General features: G+C 67.0%; 14 protein-coding genes. 5 read left to right on the forward strand and 9 right to left on the reverse strand.

Going from position 1 to position 18,492, the window contains the following annotated elements; translation table 11 throughout:
* Positions 1 to 100: 100 nt before the first annotated feature.
* Genes ACZK33_RS09820 through ACZK33_RS09830 form a run of 3 tightly spaced genes read right to left on the reverse strand, consistent with a single transcriptional unit; the run spans position 101 to position 2,108 of the window.
* Positions 101 to 373, reverse strand: coding sequence for a hypothetical protein (locus ACZK33_RS09820; RefSeq protein WP_423175693.1), 273 nt, complete (start codon positions 371 to 373; stop codon positions 101 to 103).
* A 41-nt stretch (positions 374 to 414) separates the two neighbouring features.
* The gene (locus tag ACZK33_RS09825; RefSeq protein WP_423175694.1) at positions 415 to 984 is read right to left on the reverse strand and encodes a CbrC family protein; all 570 of its coding nucleotides are present in this window, start codon (positions 982 to 984) and stop codon (positions 415 to 417) included.
* Between the two features lie 44 nt (positions 985 to 1,028).
* Positions 1,029 to 2,108 carry a YeiH family protein gene (locus tag ACZK33_RS09830; RefSeq protein WP_423175696.1) on the reverse strand — a complete coding sequence of 360 codons (1,080 nt, stop codon included), beginning with the start codon at positions 2,106 to 2,108 and terminating at the stop codon, positions 1,029 to 1,031.
* Between the two features lie 102 nt (positions 2,109 to 2,210).
* Between ACZK33_RS09830 and ACZK33_RS09835 the strand changes: the two genes are divergently transcribed.
* On the forward strand, positions 2,211 to 3,086 hold the full coding sequence (locus tag ACZK33_RS09835) for a LysR family transcriptional regulator (protein WP_049423688.1): 876 nt from the start codon (positions 2,211 to 2,213) through the stop codon (positions 3,084 to 3,086).
* Positions 3,087 to 3,414: 328 nt separating this feature from the next.
* Entirely contained in the window at positions 3,415 to 5,298 is a 1,884-nt protein-coding gene (locus tag ACZK33_RS09840; protein WP_423175698.1) for an ATP-binding cassette domain-containing protein, read from the forward strand.
* Between the two features lie 287 nt (positions 5,299 to 5,585).
* Here the strand turns inward: ACZK33_RS09840 and ACZK33_RS09845 are convergent, their stop codons facing one another.
* Both ACZK33_RS09845 and ACZK33_RS09850 read right to left on the reverse strand, forming a co-directional pair.
* Positions 5,586 to 6,047, reverse strand: coding sequence for a c-type cytochrome (locus ACZK33_RS09845; RefSeq protein WP_423175699.1), 462 nt, complete (start codon positions 6,045 to 6,047; stop codon positions 5,586 to 5,588).
* A gap of 9 nt (positions 6,048 to 6,056) precedes the next feature.
* A complete protein-coding gene (locus ACZK33_RS09850; protein WP_423175701.1) occupies positions 6,057 to 6,452 on the reverse strand; it encodes a c-type cytochrome in 396 nt (131 codons plus the stop codon).
* Positions 6,453 to 6,658: 206 nt separating this feature from the next.
* On the opposite strand from ACZK33_RS09850, the gene ACZK33_RS09855 reads away from it, so the two are divergent.
* The 3 genes from ACZK33_RS09855 to ACZK33_RS09865 are packed head-to-tail and all read left to right on the forward strand — an operon-like array spanning position 6,659 to position 14,411.
* Positions 6,659 to 7,810 (forward strand): efflux RND transporter periplasmic adaptor subunit, encoded by a 1,152-nt coding sequence (locus tag ACZK33_RS09855; RefSeq protein ID WP_423175702.1) that lies wholly within the window; start codon positions 6,659 to 6,661, stop codon positions 7,808 to 7,810.
* Positions 7,807 to 11,328 carry an efflux RND transporter permease subunit gene (locus ACZK33_RS09860; RefSeq protein ID WP_423175704.1) on the forward strand — a complete coding sequence of 1,174 codons (3,522 nt, stop codon included), beginning with the start codon at positions 7,807 to 7,809 and terminating at the stop codon, positions 11,326 to 11,328. The genes ACZK33_RS09855 and ACZK33_RS09860 overlap by 4 nt, the downstream gene beginning before the upstream one ends.
* A complete protein-coding gene (locus ACZK33_RS09865; RefSeq protein ID WP_423175706.1) occupies positions 11,325 to 14,411 on the forward strand; it encodes an efflux RND transporter permease subunit in 3,087 nt (1,028 codons plus the stop codon). Before ACZK33_RS09860 ends, ACZK33_RS09865 begins: the two co-directional genes overlap by 4 nt.
* 203 nt (positions 14,412 to 14,614) lie before the next feature.
* Here ACZK33_RS09865 and ACZK33_RS09870 read toward each other — a convergent pair whose 3' ends face one another.
* The 4 genes from ACZK33_RS09870 to ACZK33_RS09885 form a co-directional block, all read right to left on the reverse strand.
* A complete protein-coding gene (locus ACZK33_RS09870; RefSeq protein WP_423175707.1) occupies positions 14,615 to 15,835 on the reverse strand; it encodes a TraB/GumN family protein in 1,221 nt (406 codons plus the stop codon).
* 4 nt (positions 15,836 to 15,839) lie between these two features.
* Entirely contained in the window at positions 15,840 to 16,370 is a 531-nt protein-coding gene (locus ACZK33_RS09875) for a GNAT family N-acetyltransferase (RefSeq protein ID WP_005409279.1), read from the reverse strand.
* A 14-nt stretch (positions 16,371 to 16,384) separates the two neighbouring features.
* Positions 16,385 to 17,272 (reverse strand): carbon-nitrogen hydrolase, encoded by an 888-nt coding sequence (locus ACZK33_RS09880; protein WP_005409280.1) that lies wholly within the window; start codon positions 17,270 to 17,272, stop codon positions 16,385 to 16,387.
* 162 nt (positions 17,273 to 17,434) lie between these two features.
* Positions 17,435 to 18,472 (reverse strand): agmatine deiminase family protein, encoded by a 1,038-nt coding sequence (locus ACZK33_RS09885; protein WP_014036892.1) that lies wholly within the window; start codon positions 18,470 to 18,472, stop codon positions 17,435 to 17,437.
* Between the last annotated feature and the right edge of the window lie 20 nt (positions 18,473 to 18,492).

The following is an 18,492-nucleotide window of genomic DNA, read 5'->3' on the forward strand; positions in this document are numbered from 1 at the left end:
TTGTACCCGTCCGGAAGGCTGGGCCCCCCGGCCTTCTTCACCCGCTCAGGGTGTGCGATCCAGTAGATCCACGCCATGCGTGGATGACACTGTCCAACCTTCAGTGCAAACCGAGGGCCACCAGCCGTACGGCCATCGCTTGCAGCTGCTCCTGGGTGGCCGGCTTTCCGGCGACCCGGGGTTCCAGCAGCAGCTGGTGGAACCACGGGTTGGCGTGCTGCGTGTCGAAATGGAACGCGCAGCTTGCCTGCTTGCCCATCACCGCCTGCACGATCGCGATCAGCGTGTCTTCGGCTTCATCGACATTGCCCGGCCCATAGCGATCATCCAGCAATCGCAACGGGACCGGCAGCAGGGCGGGGGAGGCGGGCATGCCTCAAGTCTAACGATCCACGTAGGACATGCGGAGCAGGCTCAGGCCGCGTCAACATGGAACTGAATCAGGCCACAGTGCAGGCACTCGAACGTGTAGAAGCCGATATCTCCACCAGGTGCGTAGTCGCCGACCAGCTCCGACCAAAGTGATTCGTCGGCGTCATTGGCCGCGCACCAGGCCGCGATGGTCGCTGCAGTGGCCTGACTCACCTGTTCCATCGTGGCGTCGCCCAGGAAGCGGCAGATATCGTTGCAATGCGCCAGCCATTTCTCCCCCTGAAAACTGACGTAGCCAGGCGTGCGCAGGGACAGCTCCTCCAATGCGGTTTCGGACACGCTTTCGTCGATGTCCAGACTGCAGGCAAATGCGACATCCAGCGCCGATGCTGCACGGCCATCGGCAATGCACCAAGGGCAGATCTGTTCCGAAAAATCACTGTGCCCATCATGCAGGGCATCGCGCAGGTACACATATCCACGCGCCTGCTGGCAGACCCTGCAGGCCGTAGTGGAGGGCCCCACGTTGCCCGTCGCAACCGGGTCCGGATGGTAGCGGAAGTCTGGAAGGTGATGGGTGCTCATGTCGTCCATGTAATGCAGGGCAGGCATTCTTGTACGACCTGCGGACGTCGTCGGCAAGCTGGGAAGGCCGCTCAGCCCAGCACGGCCAGCACACCCTGGTGGATCGCCAGCCCGCCGAACAGCAGCCAGGCAAACAGGATCAGCGCCAGCAGCAGCGGCTTCATGCCGGCCTGGCGCAGCGCCGAAACGTGGGTGGTCAGGCCCAGCGCGGCCATCGCCATCGCCAGCAGCACGGTATCCAGCTGCACCAGCCCCGCCTGCAGGCCGGCCGGCAGCAGATGCAGCGAGTTGAACCCGGCCACCGCCACGAAACCAAAAGCGAACCACGGCACCACGATGCGCGCTTTGCTGCCGTCGGCGCTGGCCTTGCCGCCACGCGCCAGCCACAGCGACAGCGCCACCAGGAACGGTGCCAGCAGCATCACCCGCACCATCTTGGTGATCACTGCGGTATCGGCCGCCGCTTCGTTGACCGCGCGGCCAGCGGCCACCACCTGTGCCACTTCATGCACCGTCGCACCGGTGAACAGGCCGTACTGCTGCGCGTCCATTGCCAGCCAGCCGTGCGACTGCACCAGTGCATACAGCGCCGGGTACAGGAACATCGCCAGCGTGCCGAACACCACCACCGTCGAGACCGCGACGGTGACATGCGCAGCGCGGCCACGCACCACCGGCTCGGCGGCCATCACCGCTGCCGCACCGCAGATCGCGCTGCCAGCGCCGATCAGCATGGCTGCCTCGCGCTCCATCTTGAACACGCGCACGCCCAGCCAGCAGGCCAGTCCGAAGGTGCTGGCGACCACCAGCACGTCCATCAGCACGCCGGTGACGCCGACATGGCCGATGTCCTGGAAGGTCAGGCGCAGGCCGTAGAGCACGATGCCGGCGCGCAGCAGCCAGTGCTTGGAGAAGCCCACGCCGTCCGCGCTGCTCGGCGCCAGCCGCGGGTAGAACGTATTGCCGACCACGATGCCGGCGACGATGGCCACGGTCAGCGCACTCAGGCCGTGCGCCTGCAGCCAGGGCAGCTCGGCCAGATACAGCGACGCCGCCGCGATCAGGCCCACCAGCAGCAGGCCGGGCAGGCGCGGCTGCCAGCGTTGGCGCAGGGCGGGTAGGGACCAGGAGGAGAGAGCGGGGGCGTTCATGGCAGGGGCAGGGCTGGAGTGATGGGGCAAGCGTGCGCCTGAGTCGCTGACCTGTAAAACGAATAATATGGGTGAAACCTACCTATCAAGCGGGTTAATCCCATGCGCCTGACCTTGCGCCAGCTGCAGGTCTTTGTCGCCATCGCCGACCATGGCAGCACCACTGCTGCCGGCCAGGCCATTGCGCTTTCGCAGTCGGCCAGCAGCGCCGCCCTGCAGGAGCTGGAAGCGCACTTCGGCACGCCGCTGTTCGACCGCATCGGCCGCCGCCTGGCGCTGAACGGCCACGGCCGCGCCCTGTTGGAACCCGCGCGCACGCTGCTGGTCAACGCCGCCGACCTCGAGCGCCAGCTCGCCGCCGGCGGTGACCCGTCGCAGGGCGCGCCACTGCGGCTGGTGCTGGCCGCCAGCACCACCATCGGCAATTACCTGCTACCGCCGCGCATTGCCGAACTGCTGCGGCAGGCGCCGCAGGCGGAAGTCGACCTGCGCATCGACAACAGTGCCGGCGTGGTCGCCGCCGTGCAGCGACTGGACGTGGACGCCGGCCTTATCGAAGGCCCGTGCCACGAGCGCGGCCTGCAGGTCACGGCCTGGCAGCAGGACCCGCTGGTGATTGTGGCGGCCGCCGAGGCCCCCGCACGCTGGTCGCTGGATGAACTTCGCGGCGCACGCTGGCTGCTGCGCGAGCCGGGCTCCGGTACCCGCGAAGCGGTGGAACAGGCGCTGCTGCCGCACCTGCGCGGCTTCGCCCAGACCCTGCAGCTGGGCAATACCGAAGCGATCAAGCAGGCCGCCATCGCTGGGCTGGGTCTGGCCTGTCTTTCTCGTCATGCGCTGGAAGAACCACTGGCCCTCGGCCGCCTGCGCGTGCTTGAGACCCCGTTGCCCGCCCTGCAGCGCACCCTGTGGCTGGTACGCCACCCCGGCAAGCAATGGTTGCCGGGGTTGCAGGCGTTGTTGGGGGAGGTGCAGTAGCCGGGATCCATCTTCCACAGCGCGAACTCCACGAAGGGGTCAGAGCCCGTTGCGCAGCAACGGGATCCGACCCCGTGCCGACCAACGGTCGGCACCCACCAACAGCAGCGGGAAACTGTCGAAGGTGGGGTGGGTCCGGTTGCGGGGGCGTGAGCGCCATGGATGGCGCGACCGAGCTTACATGGACGTACTTGCAGCGTCCCCCGCAACCGGACCCACCCCGCCATCCCACAGGAAACCGGCTATGGCTGTTGCTTCGGCCGTTGACGTTGCCTCTGCGGGTGCCGGGTGCAGCCCGGCCGACGCCCCCAACCGGTACAATGGCCGGATGCCTCTGATTACCCTACAGAACGTCGACTTCAGCGTCGGCGGCCCGTTGTTGCTGGAAAAGGCCGAGCTGTCGATCGAGCCGGGCGAACGCATCGCCCTGATCGGCCGCAACGGCGCCGGCAAATCCACCCTGCTCAAGCTGCTGTCCGGCGACCACAAGCCCGATGACGGCGAAGTCCGCGTGCAGCAGGGCGTGCGTGTCACCCGCCTGGAGCAGGAAGTGCCGCATGGCGCCGCCGGCTCGGTGTTCGACGTCGTCGCCGATGGCCTCGGCGAACTGGGCCAGTGGCTGGCCGAATTCCACCACCTCAGCCATGCCGAGGTGTTCGATGGCGAAGCGCTCGGCAACGTGCAGGCCAAGATCGACGCCGCCAACGGCTGGGGCCTGGACCAGCGCGTCAGCGAAACCCTGACCAAGCTCGACCTGGACGGCGAGGCCGAGTTCGGCCGCTTGTCCGGTGGCATGAAGCGCCGCGTGCTGCTGGCCCGCGCGCTGGTGTCCAGCCCGGATGTGTTGCTGCTGGACGAACCGACCAACCACCTGGACATCGAAGCCATCGACTGGCTGGAAGCGTTCCTGAAGGGCTGGAGCGGCAGCGTGGTATTCGTCACCCATGACCGTCGCTTCCTGCGTGCGCTGGCCACCCGCATCGTCGAGATCGACCGCGGCCAGGTCACCAGCTGGCCGGGCGACTGGGCCAACTACGAGCGCCGCCGCGAGGAACGCCTCAATGCGCAGGCGCAGGAAAACGCCCGCTTCGACAAGCTGCTGGCGCAGGAAGAAGTCTGGATCCGGCAGGGCATCAAAGCCCGCCGTACCCGCGATGAAGGCCGCGTACGTCGCCTGAAGGCGATGCGCACCGAACGCTCGCAGCGCCGCGACCTCAGCGGCAACGTCAAGATGGAAGCCGCGCAGGGCGTCAGCTCCGGCAAGAAGGTCATCGACGTCAAGGACATTTCGTTCGGCTTCGGCGAGCGCACCATGGTCCGTGACTTCAGCACCACCATCCTGCGCGGCGACCGCATCGGCCTGATCGGTCCCAACGGCAGCGGCAAGACCACGCTGCTGAAGCTGCTGCTGGGCGAACTGCGGCCGGCCAAGGGCGAGGTCAACGCGGGCACCAATCTGCAGATCGCGTATTTCGACCAGTACCGCGCGGTGCTGCGCGAAGACTGGAGCGCGATCGAGAACGTGGCCGAAGGCCGCGATTTCCTCGAGTTCAACGGTAAGCGCAAGCATGTGCATGCCTATCTGCAGGACTTCATGTTTACCCCGGAACGTGCGCGTGCGCCGATCACCCGCCTGTCCGGCGGCGAGCGCAACCGCCTGTTGCTGGCCAAGCTGTTCGCGCAGCCGTCCAACCTGCTGGTGATGGACGAACCGACCAACGACCTGGACGTGGAAACCCTGGAGCTGCTGGAAGAGCTGCTGGGCGAGTACACCGGCACGCTGCTGCTGGTCAGCCACGACCGTGACTTCATCGACAACGTGGTGACCTCCACGCTGGTGATGGAAGGCGACGGCGTGATCGGCGAGTACGTCGGCGGCTACAGCGACTGGCAGCGCTATGCGGCCAGCGTGGCTGCACCTGCCGCGGCCCCGGCAGCAGCCAAGCCGGCGGTCGCTGCACCGGCCGCCACGGCCGCTGCTCAGGCTGCGCCCAAGCGCAAGCTGGCCTACAAGGAAGCGCGCGAGCTGGAGCAGCTGCCGAAGACCATCGAGAAGCTGGAAGGCGATGTCGAAGGGCTGACCTCGGCGATGAACGACCCGTCGTTCTACACCCGCAGCAGCGCCGAAGTGACCGCGCATACCCAGCAGCTGGCCAAGGTGCAGGCCGAGCTGGATGCCGCGTACGCGCGCTGGGAAGAACTGGAAGGCTGAGCGTCTGCCACGGCCGTCTCGCCAGGCGGGCGGCTGTGGCTTTTGATCTGATTCCGCCTTGAAGCGAGCCGAGCACCGCAGGTCCGGCGAGGGCGAAGAGGCGCGGGTGTCTGAGCGCAGCGAGTTCCCGCGCCGTCCCTCGGTGGGCCGAGGAGCGCAGGGTACCGGTGCGCAGCATCGGCTCGCGGACGGCGGAGCGTTTCTTTTGGTTACTTTTCTTTGCGCGCAAAGAAAAGTAACGCCCATGAACGCCTCAGATTGCAGCAGTCATGATCCGCGCAGCGCGGTCATTTAACCCCGTGCAGATCCCGCAGCTGGCTCGGTCGGCTGCCGAAATACGCCGCCAGATCGGCGATGTCCTGATCGCTCAGGTCCTTCGCTTGTGGCGTCATCAGCGCATGCTGGCGGTCACCGGCACGGTAGGCCTGCAGCGCATGCGCCAGATAGTCGCCGTACTGCCCACCCAGCTTCGGATAGGTCGCATCGATCGGCGCGTTGCCATCGGCGCCGTGGCAGTCGAGGCAGCTCTGGTTGGTGGCCTTGCCCTTCACCTTGGCGCGGGCTTCACCGGCAGCCTCGCGGCCCGGCGGCAGGCCAGCGGAGGATGAAGAACCGTGTTCGCCGCTGGCATGGCCCGGGTCGGCGGCGGATTTCTCGCTGTTTTCCACCTGCGACTGTGAACAGGCCGCCAGCAGCAGGGCAACGGACAGGGCGATGGCGTGACGCATCGGATGCGCGGCTTTCGACATGGGCGGGCCTTACTTGACGGTGGACAGGTAAACAGAGAGATCGGCGATCTCCTGTTCGCTGAAACTCATCGACTGCGCCTGCATCGTCGGATGCCTGCGCTTGCCCTGGCGGTACTCGGTCAGGGCCTGGGCCAGGTACTGCTGGGTCTGGCCGCCGATCTTCGGCACCCGGTAACTGGGGTAGGCGTTCTTGTAGCCGGTGATGCCATGGCACCCTTGGCAGGTGTAGGCCAGGACACGGCCATTGTCGAAGTTGCCGGTGGGGGCGGCAGGCGCCGCGGCAGCGGCGGGGGCCGGAGCCGGGGCGGGTGTGGCAGGAGCAGGAGCAGGAGCGGGCTGTGCGGCGGCCCCAAGGGGCAGGAGGACGGCCAGAGCGAGACAAGCGGCGAGCGGCTGCGGGCGCATGGTGTCGTTTCCGGGGATTCGGGTCTGGTCGTTCCGGCGTGGGGTACGGAACGACCCGAGTATAGCCCCAGGTTTCATCTAGCTGAAATGGGGGGCGGGCCGACCAGTGGCACGAAGACACCATGACCTTTGGGATATGGTGTTGCCGTGAAGTGGTGCATTACTTTGCTACCACACCTGTCCACGCATCCTCCAGGGATCTGACGATGTCGCACCCAACCTTCCTGTCCGGCCGCCGCAGCGGAATCTGCGCTGCCGCACTGCTGATCTCCACCTCCCTGCTGCTGGGCGGTTGCGCCGCAGGGCCCAATTCCGAAGCCAAGGCCGCCGAGACCAAGGAGGAGAAGAAGGTCGACGCGGTTCCGGTCGAGGTGGCCGTGGCGGGCCATCGCGCGGTCGCCGCCAGCTACACCGGCACCGCTGCGCTGGAGCCGCGTGCCGAGTCGCAGGTGGTCGCCAAGACCTCCGGCGTGGCGCTGGCGGTGCTGGTCGAGGAAGGCCAGCGGGTGACCGCCGGGCAGCCGCTGGTGCGGCTGGACCCGGACCGTGCTCGGCTGGCTGTGGTGCAGAGCGAAGCGCAGATGCGCAAGCTGGAAAACAACTACCAGCGCGCGCAGAAACTGGTGGGCCAGCAGATGGTCAGCGCCGCCGATGTCGACCAGCTGCGTTACGACCTGGAAAACGTACGCGCGCAGTACCGCCTGGCCACGCTGGAACTGTCCTACACCACGGTGGTGGCGCCGATCTCCGGCGTGATCGCGTCGCGCTCGATCAAGACCGGCAACTTCGTGCAGATCAACACGCCGATCTTCCGCATCGTCGACAACTCGCGGCTGGAAGCCACCCTCAACGTGCCCGAGCGCGAGCTGGCCACCCTGCGCGCCGGCCAGCCGGTGACGCTGGCCGCCGATGCGCTGCCGGGCCAGAGCTTCACCGGCACGGTCGATCGCATCGCACCGGTGGTGGATTCGGGCAGTGGTACGTTTCGCGTGGTCAGTGCCTTCGATGGCGCCGCGCACGCGTTGCAGCCCGGCATGTTCGGTCGCATCCGCATCGATTACGACCAGCGTGCCGATGCGCTGGTGGTGCCGCGCCTGGCGCTGCTCGACGATGGTGAGCCGGCGGTGTTCCGGGTGCGCGAAGGCAAGGTCGCACGCGTTCCGGTCAAGCTGGGTTACGCCGAGGGCCCGTGGGTGGAGATCCGTGATGGCCTGGCGGCCGGTGATCAGGTGGTCACCGCCGGCAAGGTCGCCCTGCGCGACGGCACCGCAGTGCAGGTGATCGCCGATCCGAAGGCAAAGCCGAAGACGGTCGCAGCGGCCGCCAAGCCGGCAGACAAGGCCGGGAGCACGCAATGACCGCCCCGGGCCACGACCACGGTGCCTCGCCGGCGAGCGATGGCGCCGCCGCCAGCATGCGCGGCGGCCTGGTGGAATTCGCCACCCGCCGCCGCGTGACCATCGCCATGTGCACGGTCACCCTGTTGCTGTTTGGCCTGATCGCGCTGGGCAACCTCAAGGTCAACCTGCTGCCCGACCTGAGCTACCCGACGCTGACCGTGCGCACCGAGTACACCGGTTCGGCGCCGACCGAAATCGAAACCCTGATCACCCAGCCGGTTGAAGAAGCGGTCGGCGTGGTCAAGAACCTGCGCAAGCTGAAGTCGGTCTCGCGCACCGGCCAGAGCGATGTAGTGCTGGAGTTCGCCTGGGGCACCAACATGGACCAGGCCAGCCTGGAGGTGCGCGACAAGATGGAAGCGCTGAACCTGCCACTGGAGGCCAAGGCCCCGGTGCTGCTGCGCTTCAATCCGTCCACCGAACCGATCATGCGCCTGGTGCTGTCGAACAAGGTGGCGCCGACCAGCGATGCCGATGCGGTCCGCGAGCTGACCGGCCTGCGCCGCTATGCCGATGAAGACCTGAAGAAGAAGCTGGAGCCGGTCAGCGGCGTGGCGGCGGTCAAGGTCGGTGGCGGCCTCGAGGACGAGATCCAGGTCGACATCGACCAGCAGAAGCTGGCCCAGCTGAACCTGCCGATCGACACCGTCATCAAGCGCCTGAAGGACGAGAACATCAACATCTCCGGCGGCCGCCTGGAGGAGGGTTCGCAGCGCTTCCTGGTGCGTACCGTCAACCAGTTCGCCGATCTGGAAGAGATCCGCAACCTGCTGGTCACCACCCAGGCGTCGAACGGCAGCGCGGCCGACTCGGCGTTGCAGCAGATGTTCAACATCGCCGCGTCGACCGGTTCGGCGGCAGCCATCGCGGCGGCATCGGCGGCGCAGAGCGCATCGTCCGGCGGTGGTTCCAGCGTGGTCGCCAACGGTGTGCCGGTGCGCCTGAAGGACGTGGCCACCGTGCGCCAGGGCTACAAGGAGCGCGAAGCGGTGATCCGCCTGGGCGGCAAGGAATCGGTCGAACTGGCGATCTACAAGGAAGGCGACGCCAATACCGTGTCCACCGCCGAAGCGCTGCGCAAGCGCCTGGAGCAGATCAAGGGCACGTTCCCGTCCGACGTCGAGATGACCACCATCGAGGACCAGTCGCGCTTCATCGAGCACGCCATCGCCGACGTCAAGAAGGATGCGGTGATCGGTGGCCTGCTGGCGATCCTGATCATCTTCCTGTTCCTGCGTGATGGCTGGAGCACGTTCGTGATCAGCCTGTCGCTGCCGGTCTCGATCATCGCCACGTTCTTCTTCATGGGCCAGCTCGGCCTGAGCTTGAACGTGATGTCGCTGGGCGGTCTGGCACTGGCCACCGGCCTGGTGGTGGATGACTCGATCGTGGTGCTGGAGAGCATCGCCAAGGCCCGCGAGCGTGGCCTGGGCATTCTGCAGGCCGCCATCGTCGGTACCCGCGAAGTGAGCATGGCGGTGGTCGCCTCCACCCTGACCACCATCGCGGTGTTCTTGCCGCTGGTGTTCGTCGATGGCATCGCTGGCCAGCTGTTCCGCGACCAGGCGTTGACCGTGGCGATCGCCATCGCGATCTCGCTGCTGGTGTCGATGACCCTGATCCCGATGCTGAGCTCGCTGAAGGGACGGCCGCCGCTGGCGTTCCCGGAAGAAGCGCCGAACGAACCGTGGCAACCGCAGAACCGCTGGCAGAAGCCGGTGGCACTGGGCCGTCGTGGTGCCGTGGCGACCGCGCGCTGGAGCTTCTACGCGCTGGCCTGGCTGGTCGTGCGGGCGTGGCGTGGCGTGGTGGCGGTGGTCGGCCCGGTGATGCGCAAGGCCAGCGATCTGGCGATGAAGCCGTACGCCGGTGCCGAGCGTGGCTACCTGCGCCTGCTGCCGAGCGCACTGGCGCATCCGGGCAAGGTGCTGGGTGTCGCCTCGATCATCTTCGTGGCGACCATGGCGCTGGTGCCGATGCTCGGTGCCGACCTGATTCCGCAGCTGGCGCAGGACCGTTTCGAGATGACGGTGAAGCTGCCGGCCGGCACGCCGCTGAAGCAGACTGATGCACTGGTACGCGAGCTGCAGCTGGCGCACGGCAAGGGCGAGGGCGTGGCGTCGCTGTACGGTGTCAGCGGCAGCGGCACCCGCCTGGATGCCAGCCCCACCGAGAGCGGCGAGAACATCGGCAAGTTGACCGTGGTGATGGAAGGCGGCGGCAACGCGCGTACCGAAGCGGAGATCACCGAGCGCCTGCGTGACACCATGGGTCAGCATCCGGGTGCACAGGTCGATTTCGCGCGGCCGGCGTTGTTCAGCTTCTCCACGCCGCTGGAAATCGAGTTGCGCGGGCAGGACATGGCAACCCTGGAAGTGGCCGGCCAGCGCCTGGCGGCGATGCTGCGCGGCAATGCGCACTACGCCGATGTGAAGTCGACGGTGGAAGAGGGCTTCCCGGAAATCCAGATCCGCTTCGACCAGGAGCGTGCCGGTGCGCTGGGCCTGACCACGCGCCAGATCGCCGACGTGGTGGTGAAGAAGGTGCGCGGCGATGTCGCCACCCGCTACAGCTTCCGTGACCGCAAGATCGACGTGCTGGTGCGTGCGCAGGAGGGCGACCGCGCCAGCGTGGAGAGCATCCGCCGGCTGATCGTCAACCCGGGCAGCACCCGTCCGGTCACGCTGGACGCGGTGGCCGAAGTGGTCGCCACCACTGGCCCCAGTGAGATCCACCGTGCCGACCAGACCCGGGTGGCGGTGGTGTCGGCCAACCTGCGCGACATCGACCTCGGCGCGGCCATGCGCGAAGTGCAGCAGATGGTCGCCGAGCAGCCGCTGGGTGCGGGCGTCGGCCTGCACATCGGTGGCCAGGGCGAGGAGCTGGCGCAGGCGGCGAAGTCGTTGATCTTCGCCTTCGGCTTGGCGATCTTCCTGGTCTACCTGGTGATGGCTTCGCAGTTCGAATCGCTGCTGCACCCGTTCGTGATCCTGTTCACCATCCCGCTGGCGCTGGTCGGTGCGATCCTGGCGCTGATGCTGACCGGCAAGCCCATCTCGGTGGTGGTGTTCATCGGCCTGATCCTGCTGGTCGGCCTGGTCACCAAGAACGCGATCATCCTGATCGACAAGGTCAACCAGCTGCGCGAGGCCGGCGTAGCCAAGCACGAGGCACTGGTGGAAGGCGCGCGCTCGCGCCTGCGGCCGATCATCATGACCACGCTGTGCACGCTGTTCGGCTTCCTGCCGCTGGCGGTGGCGATGGGCGAGGGCGCCGAAGTGCGCGCGCCGATGGCGATCACCGTGATCGGTGGCCTGCTGGTGTCGACCCTGCTGACCCTGCTGGTGATCCCGGTGGTGTATGACCTGATGGATCGCCGCGGTGATGCCTATTACCGCGAGCGCGGCCGCAAGCACGCCAGTGAGATCGAGCCGGGTGCGGCGGCCAGCGCGGCGGGTACGGAGGAACCGGCATGAGTGTGGCCGAGTTCTCCATCCGCCGCCCGGTCACCACCATCATGTGTTTCGTGTCGCTGGTGGTGATCGGCCTGATCGCTTCGTTCCGGTTGCCGCTGGAGGCGCTGCCGGACATCTCCGCGCCGTTCCTGTTCGTGCAGATTCCGTACACCGGCTCCACCCCGGAGGAAGTGGAACGGACCATCATCCGCCCGGTCGAGGAATCGCTGGCGACGATGACCGGCATCAAGCGCATGCGCTCGTCGGCCACCTCCGAAGCGGCGCTGATCTTCATCGAGTTCAGCGACTGGGACCGCGACATCGCCATCGCCGCCTCCGATGCACGCGAGCGCATCGACGCGATCCGCAGCGACCTGCCCGACGACCTGCAGCGCTACAACGTGTTCAAGTGGTCCAGCAGCGACCAGCCGGTGCTGAAGGTGCGCCTGGCCAGCACCACCGATCTGACCACTGCCTATGACATGCTCGACCGCGAGTTCAAGCGGCGCATCGAGCGCATTCCCGGCGTGGCCCGTGTCGACATCACCGGCGCGCCGCCGAACGAGGTGGAGATCGCCATCGATCCGAACCGGCTCAACGCGCACGGGCTGAGCATCAACGAGCTGAGCGAGCGCCTGCGCACGCTGAATTTCTCGATCTCGGCCGGGCAGATCGACGACAACGGCCAGCGCGTGCGCGTGCAGCCGGTGGGTGAGATCACCGACCTGCAGGAAATGCGCGATCTGGTGATCAACGCCAAGGGCCTGCGCCTGGGCGATATCGCCGATGTGCGCCTGAAGCCGGCGCGGATGAACTACGGGCGCCGCCTGGACGGCAACCCGGCGGTCGGCCTGGACATCTTCAAGGAGCGCAGTGCCAATCTGGTGGAGGTGTCGCGCGCGGCACTGGCCGAGGTTGAATCGATCCGTGCCGAAGCGTCGATGCGCGACGTGCAGATCAAGGTGATCGACAACCAGGGCAAGGCGGTGACCTCCTCGCTGCTGGAACTGGCCGAGGCCGGTGCGGTCGGCCTGATCCTGTCGATCACGGTGCTGTTCTTCTTCCTGCGCCATTGGCCGTCCACGCTGATGGTGACCCTGGCCATTCCGATCTGTTTCACCATCACCCTGGGCTTCATGTACTTCGTCGGGGTGACGCTGAACATCCTGACCATGATGGGCCTGCTGCTGGCGGTGGGCATGCTGGTCGACAACGCCGTGGTGGTGGTGGAGAGCATCTACCAGGAGCGCGAGCGCATGCCGGGGCAGCCGCGCCTGGCCTCGATCATCGGCACCCGCAACGTGGCCATCGCGCTCAGTGCCGGTACGCTGTGCCACTGCATCGTGTTCGTGCCGAACCTGTTCGGCGAGACCAACAACATCAGCATCTTCATGGCGCAGATCGCGATCACCATCTCGGTCTCGCTGCTGGCCTCGTGGCTGGTCGCGGTCAGCCTGATCCCGATGTTGTCCGCGCGCATGGCCACGCCGAAGCTGGTGCACTCGCAGACCGGCGTGATCGCGCGCCTGCAGCGGCGCTACGCGACACTGCTGGACTGGTCGCTGCACCATCGTGGCTGGAGCCTGCTCGGCATCGTGCTGGTGGTGCTGGTCAGCCTGGTGCCGATGAAGCTGACCAAGGTCGACATGTTCGGTGGTGACGGCGGCAAGGACATCTTCATCGGCTACATGTGGAAGGGCGCCTACACCTACCGGCAGATGTCCGAGGAAGTGGCGCGGGTGGAGAACTGGATCGACGCCAACCGCGAGCGCCTGCACGTGAAGCAGGTGTATTCCTGGTACAGCGAGCAGGAAGGCAGCTCCACCGTGGTCACCCTGGACGAAAAGTACGCCAAGGACATCAAGGCGCTGCAGGAAGAGCTGCGCAAGGGCCTGCCGAAGTCGGCCCGCACCGACTACTTCGTCGGCAACCAGGGCGGTGATGGCGGCGGTGGCGGCAACCAGGGCGTGCAGGTGCAGCTGGTGGGCGACTCCAGTTCGATGCTGCAGGAGATCGGCCAGGAAGTGGTACCGCTGCTGGCCCAGCGCGCCGAGCTGCGCGATGTGCGCATCGACAACGGCGAGAAGGGCGGCGAACTGAAGGTGCGCGTCGACCGCGAGCGCGCCGCCGCATTCGGCTTCAATGCCGAGCAGGTAGCCAACTTCGTCGGCCTGGCCCTGCGCGGTGCACCGATGCGCGAGTTCCGCCGCGGCGACAACGAGGTGCCGGTATGGGTGCGCTTCGCTGGCGCCGAGCAGAGCAGCCCGGAAGACCTGGCCGGCTTCAGTGTGCGTACCGGCGATGGCCGCAGCGTGCCGCTGCTGAGCCTGGTCACTGTCGATGTCGGTTCGTCAGCCACCCAGATCGGTCGCACCAACCGCCAGACCACGCTGACCATCAAGGCCAACCTGGCCGAGAAGGTCACCGCGCCGGATGGTCGCAAGGCGATGGAGTCGGTGCTCAAGCCGATGAACTTCCCGGCCGGTTATGGCTTCACCTTCGATGGCGGCGATTACGGCAACGACGACGAAGCGATGCAGCAGATGGTGTTCAACCTGCTGATCGCGCTGGTGATGATCTACGTGGTGATGGCGGCGGTGTTCGAGTCGCTGCTGTTCCCGGCGGCGATCATGAGTGGCGTGCTGTTCTCGATCTTCGGCGTGTTCTGGCTGTTCTGGATCACCGGTACCTCGTTCGGGATCATGTCCTTCATCGGCATCCTGGTGCTGATGGGTGTGGTGGTGAACAACGGCATCGTGATGATCGAGCACATCAACAACCTGCGGCGCGGCGGCATGGGACGCACCCAGGCGCTGGTGGAGGGCTCACGCGAGCGATTGCGGCCAATCATGATGACCATGGGCACGGCGATCCTGGCGATGGTGCCGATCTCGCTGACCAGTACGCAGATGTTCGGCAACGGCCCGGAGTACGCACCGATGGCGCGCGCGATTGCCGGCGGCCTGGCGTTCTCGACCGTGGTCAGCCTGCTGTTCCTGCCGACGATCTATGCAGTGCTGGATGACCTGCGCAGTGCGGTGACACGCTTGATCCGCCGCGCCCGCGGTCTGGATATGGTAGAGCCGGGCGCTGCCCGGCTGTAATGGGCGCCAACGTGTTGTGGTGTGGGGGAGGCCGGTCGTAGTGGGGCGGCCTCCCCCCTTTTTTTTGATGTTCTGCGCAGAGCATGCTTGGCCGATCTTTGCGGTCGGCGTAAAGCGTGCCAACCAAGGTTGGCACCTGCCGGTCGCGCGCGCAGACGCCGTGCGGCCGGTAGCGCCGGGCCATGCCCGGCGGGGCGTTGCAATCAACCGGCGACCTTGCCCCACACCTTGAACGTGGTCAGCCACAGGCCCAGCATGCTGCCGATGTTGGTCAGCATGAAGGTCAGCACCACGCGGGTGACGCGGTTGCGATACCAGCCCTTCAGGCTCTGCGCATCGTCGCGCAGCTTCAGGAAGTCCTCATACGCCGGCTTGCGCAGGCGCGCTTCCACCAGGGCCGAGAATGCGCCGGTCGGGATGCTCAGGCGGAACGGCTTGAACGGCGCCACCGCGATCGCGGTGAGGATGCTCAGCGGATGGCCGCCGGCCAGCAGGCAGCCCAGACCCGCCAGGCCGCCGGTATACATAGCCCAGGTTGCCAGCAGTTCGGTGCCCACACCCAGACCGCCGCGGTAGAAGCCTACGCCGATGCCGGTCGCCACGATCGCCAGGATGCCCAGCGTGAACCACGGAATGTTGCGCTTCTTCGGTACTGCTTCCAGCTCGGCGCGCAGCGGTGCCGGCGCCTCGGTGTCGGTTTCCAGATAGCGTGCCAGCCCGGCCAGGTGACCGGCACCCACCACCGCCAGCACTTCACGCTGCTGTGGGTCGTGTTCCTCGCGCAGGCGCGTGGCCATGTAGCGGTCGCGCTCGCCGATGATGGTCTCGTACAGCGCCGGGCTCTCGCTGGCGAACTCGCCGAAGCTCGACTCCAGCATGTCGCCCTGCTTGAGCTTCTCGATCTCGTTTTCGCCCACTTCCTCGGATGAGAACAGACCGGCGCCAAGCCCGGCAACCAGCTTCAGCTTGCCGAAGAAGCCCAGCCGCTGCGAGGCACGGCGGAAGGTCAGGCCGACTTCACGGTCGATCAGGTGTACCGGCAGGTTGCGCGCGCGCGCCAGTTCCACCGCGCGCTTCAGTTCGGCGCCCGGCTCGATGTCGAGCTGTTCGGCCAGGCGCCGCTGATAGGCGGACAACGCCAGGTTGGCGGCGAACAGGGCGACGCGGCCCTTGCGGATCACCTCGACCAGGTCGAGCTTGGCCAGCGTGTCCGGATCGCTCAGCGCCTGCAGGCGCTGCGGGTCCAGTTCAACGGCAACGGCATCGAAGCGGCCGCTGTCGATGGCTTTCTCCACCGCCTCGACGCTGGCGCGTGAGACATGGGCGGTGCCCAGCAGGGTGTAGCGCACGCCGTCGCGTTCAACAACGCGTACCGGCTGGCCGGCGAAGAGGTCGTCGCCGGTCTCGGGAAGGGTTTCGGTCATGGGTTCATTCATTGGAAGGTGCAGTGTCGGCGCCATCGCCGAGCGCGCGCTGCATCTGCACGGTATCCAGCCAGCGGCCATGCTTGCGGCCGAGGCCACGGAACACGCCGACCAGCTCGAAGCCGAAGCGTTCGTGCAGCTTGATTGAAGCGGTATTGGTCGGTTCGCCGATCACCGCCACCATCTGCCGGTAGCCACGCGCCACGCAGGCGTCGATGAGGGCCTGGAGCAGGCCGGTGCCAACGCCCTTGCCCTGGAACGCGGCATCGACGTAGACCGAGTTTTCCACGGTCCACTGGTAGGCAACGCGGGTGCGGTAGGTGTTGGCGTAGGCATAGCCGGCCACCTGGCCGTCAATCTCGGCGACCAGGTAGGGGAAGCCGCGGTCGATGATGTCGCGCATGCGGCGCAGCATCTCGGACGCGTCCGGGATGTCGTACTCGTAAGTGTTGACGAAGTCGGTCACTTCCACCGCGTAGATCGCGGTGATCGCGGCGATGTCGGCCGGGCCGGCATCACGGATGAGGACGGCCATGCGCGGGCTCCGGCTCAGTCGATGTAGCGCTTGAGCAGGTCGCCGTAGGCATCGATGCGGCGGTCGCGCAGGAACGGCCAGATGCGGCGCACATGCTCGCTGCGCTGCAGGTCGACATCGCACAGCAGAACCGTGGCATCGGTGCCGGCTTCGGCCAGGAACTCGCCCTGCGGGCCCAGCACGTGGCTGTTGCCCCAGAACTGGATGCCGGAGGCGCCCAGCGGCGAGGCCTCGTGGCCGACGCGGTTGCAGCTCAGCACCGGCAGGCCGTTGGCCACGGCGTGGCCACGGTGGCTCAGCACCCAGGCGTCGCGCTGGCGGGTCTTTTCGTCCTGCACGTCGTCCGGGTCCCAGCCGATCGCGGTCGGGTAGAGCAGCAGTTCGGCACCGGCCAGCGCCATCAGGCGCGCCGCTTCCGGGTACCACTGGTCCCAGCACACCAGCACGCCGAGGCGACCCACCGAGGTATCGATCGGCTTGAAACCGATGTCGCCCGGGGTGAAGTAGAACTTCTCGTAGAAGCCCGGGTCGTCCGGGATATGCATCTTGCGGTACTTGCCGAGCAGCGTACCGTCCTTCTCGAACACCACGGCGGTGTTGTGGTACAGGCCGGCAGCACGGCGCTCGAACAGCGAGCCGACCAGCACCACGCCATGCTTCTTCGCCAGCGCGCCCAGGCGCTCGGTGCTCGGGCCCGGGATCGGCTCGGCCAGGTCGAACTCGTCCACCGATTCGTGCTGGCAGAAGTACGGGCCGTTATGCAGTTCCTGCAGCAGCACCAGCTTGGCACCCTGCGCAGCCGCCTCGGCCACGCGTGCTTCGATCACCGCCAGGTTGGCGGCGGCATCACCGTGGTTGCGCTCCTGGATCAGGGCGACGGTAAGGGGGCTGCGCGAGTTCATGCGGGGCGTTCCTGCGGGGGAAAACCAGCATGTTAGCGCGGATGGGCGGCGACGGCGTGTCGCGCGCTGAATGGGTGCTGGTAGTGCCGGCCGCTGGCCGGCAACCCCGTCAATCCATCAGGCATTGCATGGTTGCCGGCCAGCGGCCGGCACTACCCATCCTCAGGCCTTCAACAACCCGGCCGGCAGCTGCATGGTGATGCAGTGCAGGCTGCCGTTCTGCCAGATCAGCGAGCGGCAGGGCACCTGCACGATCTCCCGGCCCGGGTGCGCCTGTGCCAGCACGTCGCGGGCCAGGTCATCGGCCGGATCGCCATAGGCCGGCATCAGCACCGCGCCATTGACGATCAGGTAGTTGGCGTACGACGCAGCCAGGCGGCGGCCTTCGTCGATCACCGGCTGTGCCCACGGCAGCGGGAACAGGCGATACGGCTGGCCGTCCTTGGTGCGCAGCGCGGCCAGCTCATTGCCCATCGCCTGCAGTTCGGCGTAGTGCGAGTCGCTCTCGTCGTCGCAGGCCTGGTAGACGATGCTGTCAGCCGAGGCGAAGCGGGCGAGGGTATCGATGTGCGCGTCGGTGTCGTCGCCTTCCAGATAGCCGTGGTCCAGCCACAGCACGCGGTCCTGCTGCAGCCAGTCGGCCAGGTCGGCAGTCAGGCTGGCGCGGTCGCGGTCCGGGTGGCGCTCGTGCAGGCACTTCCAGGTGGTCAGCAGGGTGCCTTCGCCGTCGGTCTCGATGCCGCCGCCTTCCAGCGCGAACGGAATGCTGCGCACCGGTGCGTCGTTGAACACGCCGGCCTGGTCAAGCACGCCCACCAGCTGGTCATCCAGGGTGGCGTCGAACTTGCCGCCCCAGCCGGTGAAGCGGAAATCCAGCAGCTGGAAGCCGCCGTCGGCACGGCGCAGGGTGATCGGGCCGGAGTCGCGCAACCAGGTATCGTCGTAGGCGGCCGTGGTGAAGTGGACCTTGTCCATGTCGATGCGGTTGGAGCGCAGCCGCATCTCGGCATAGGTCTCCACATCGTCGTCGGCCACGCAGATCAGCACCGGCTGGAAGCGGGTGATGGCCGCGACCAGCGCGATGTAGGTCTCTTCCACCTGGCCCAGGCGGTCGGCCCAGTCGGTGTCGGCGGTGGGCCAGGCAATCAGGACGCCGCTCTGGGCTTCCCACTCGGCAGGAAAACGAAGGGTCTGGTTCATGGTCTCGCTACACAGGCCCG

This window comes from Stenotrophomonas sp. 86156_Sma, from assembly GCF_056481625.1.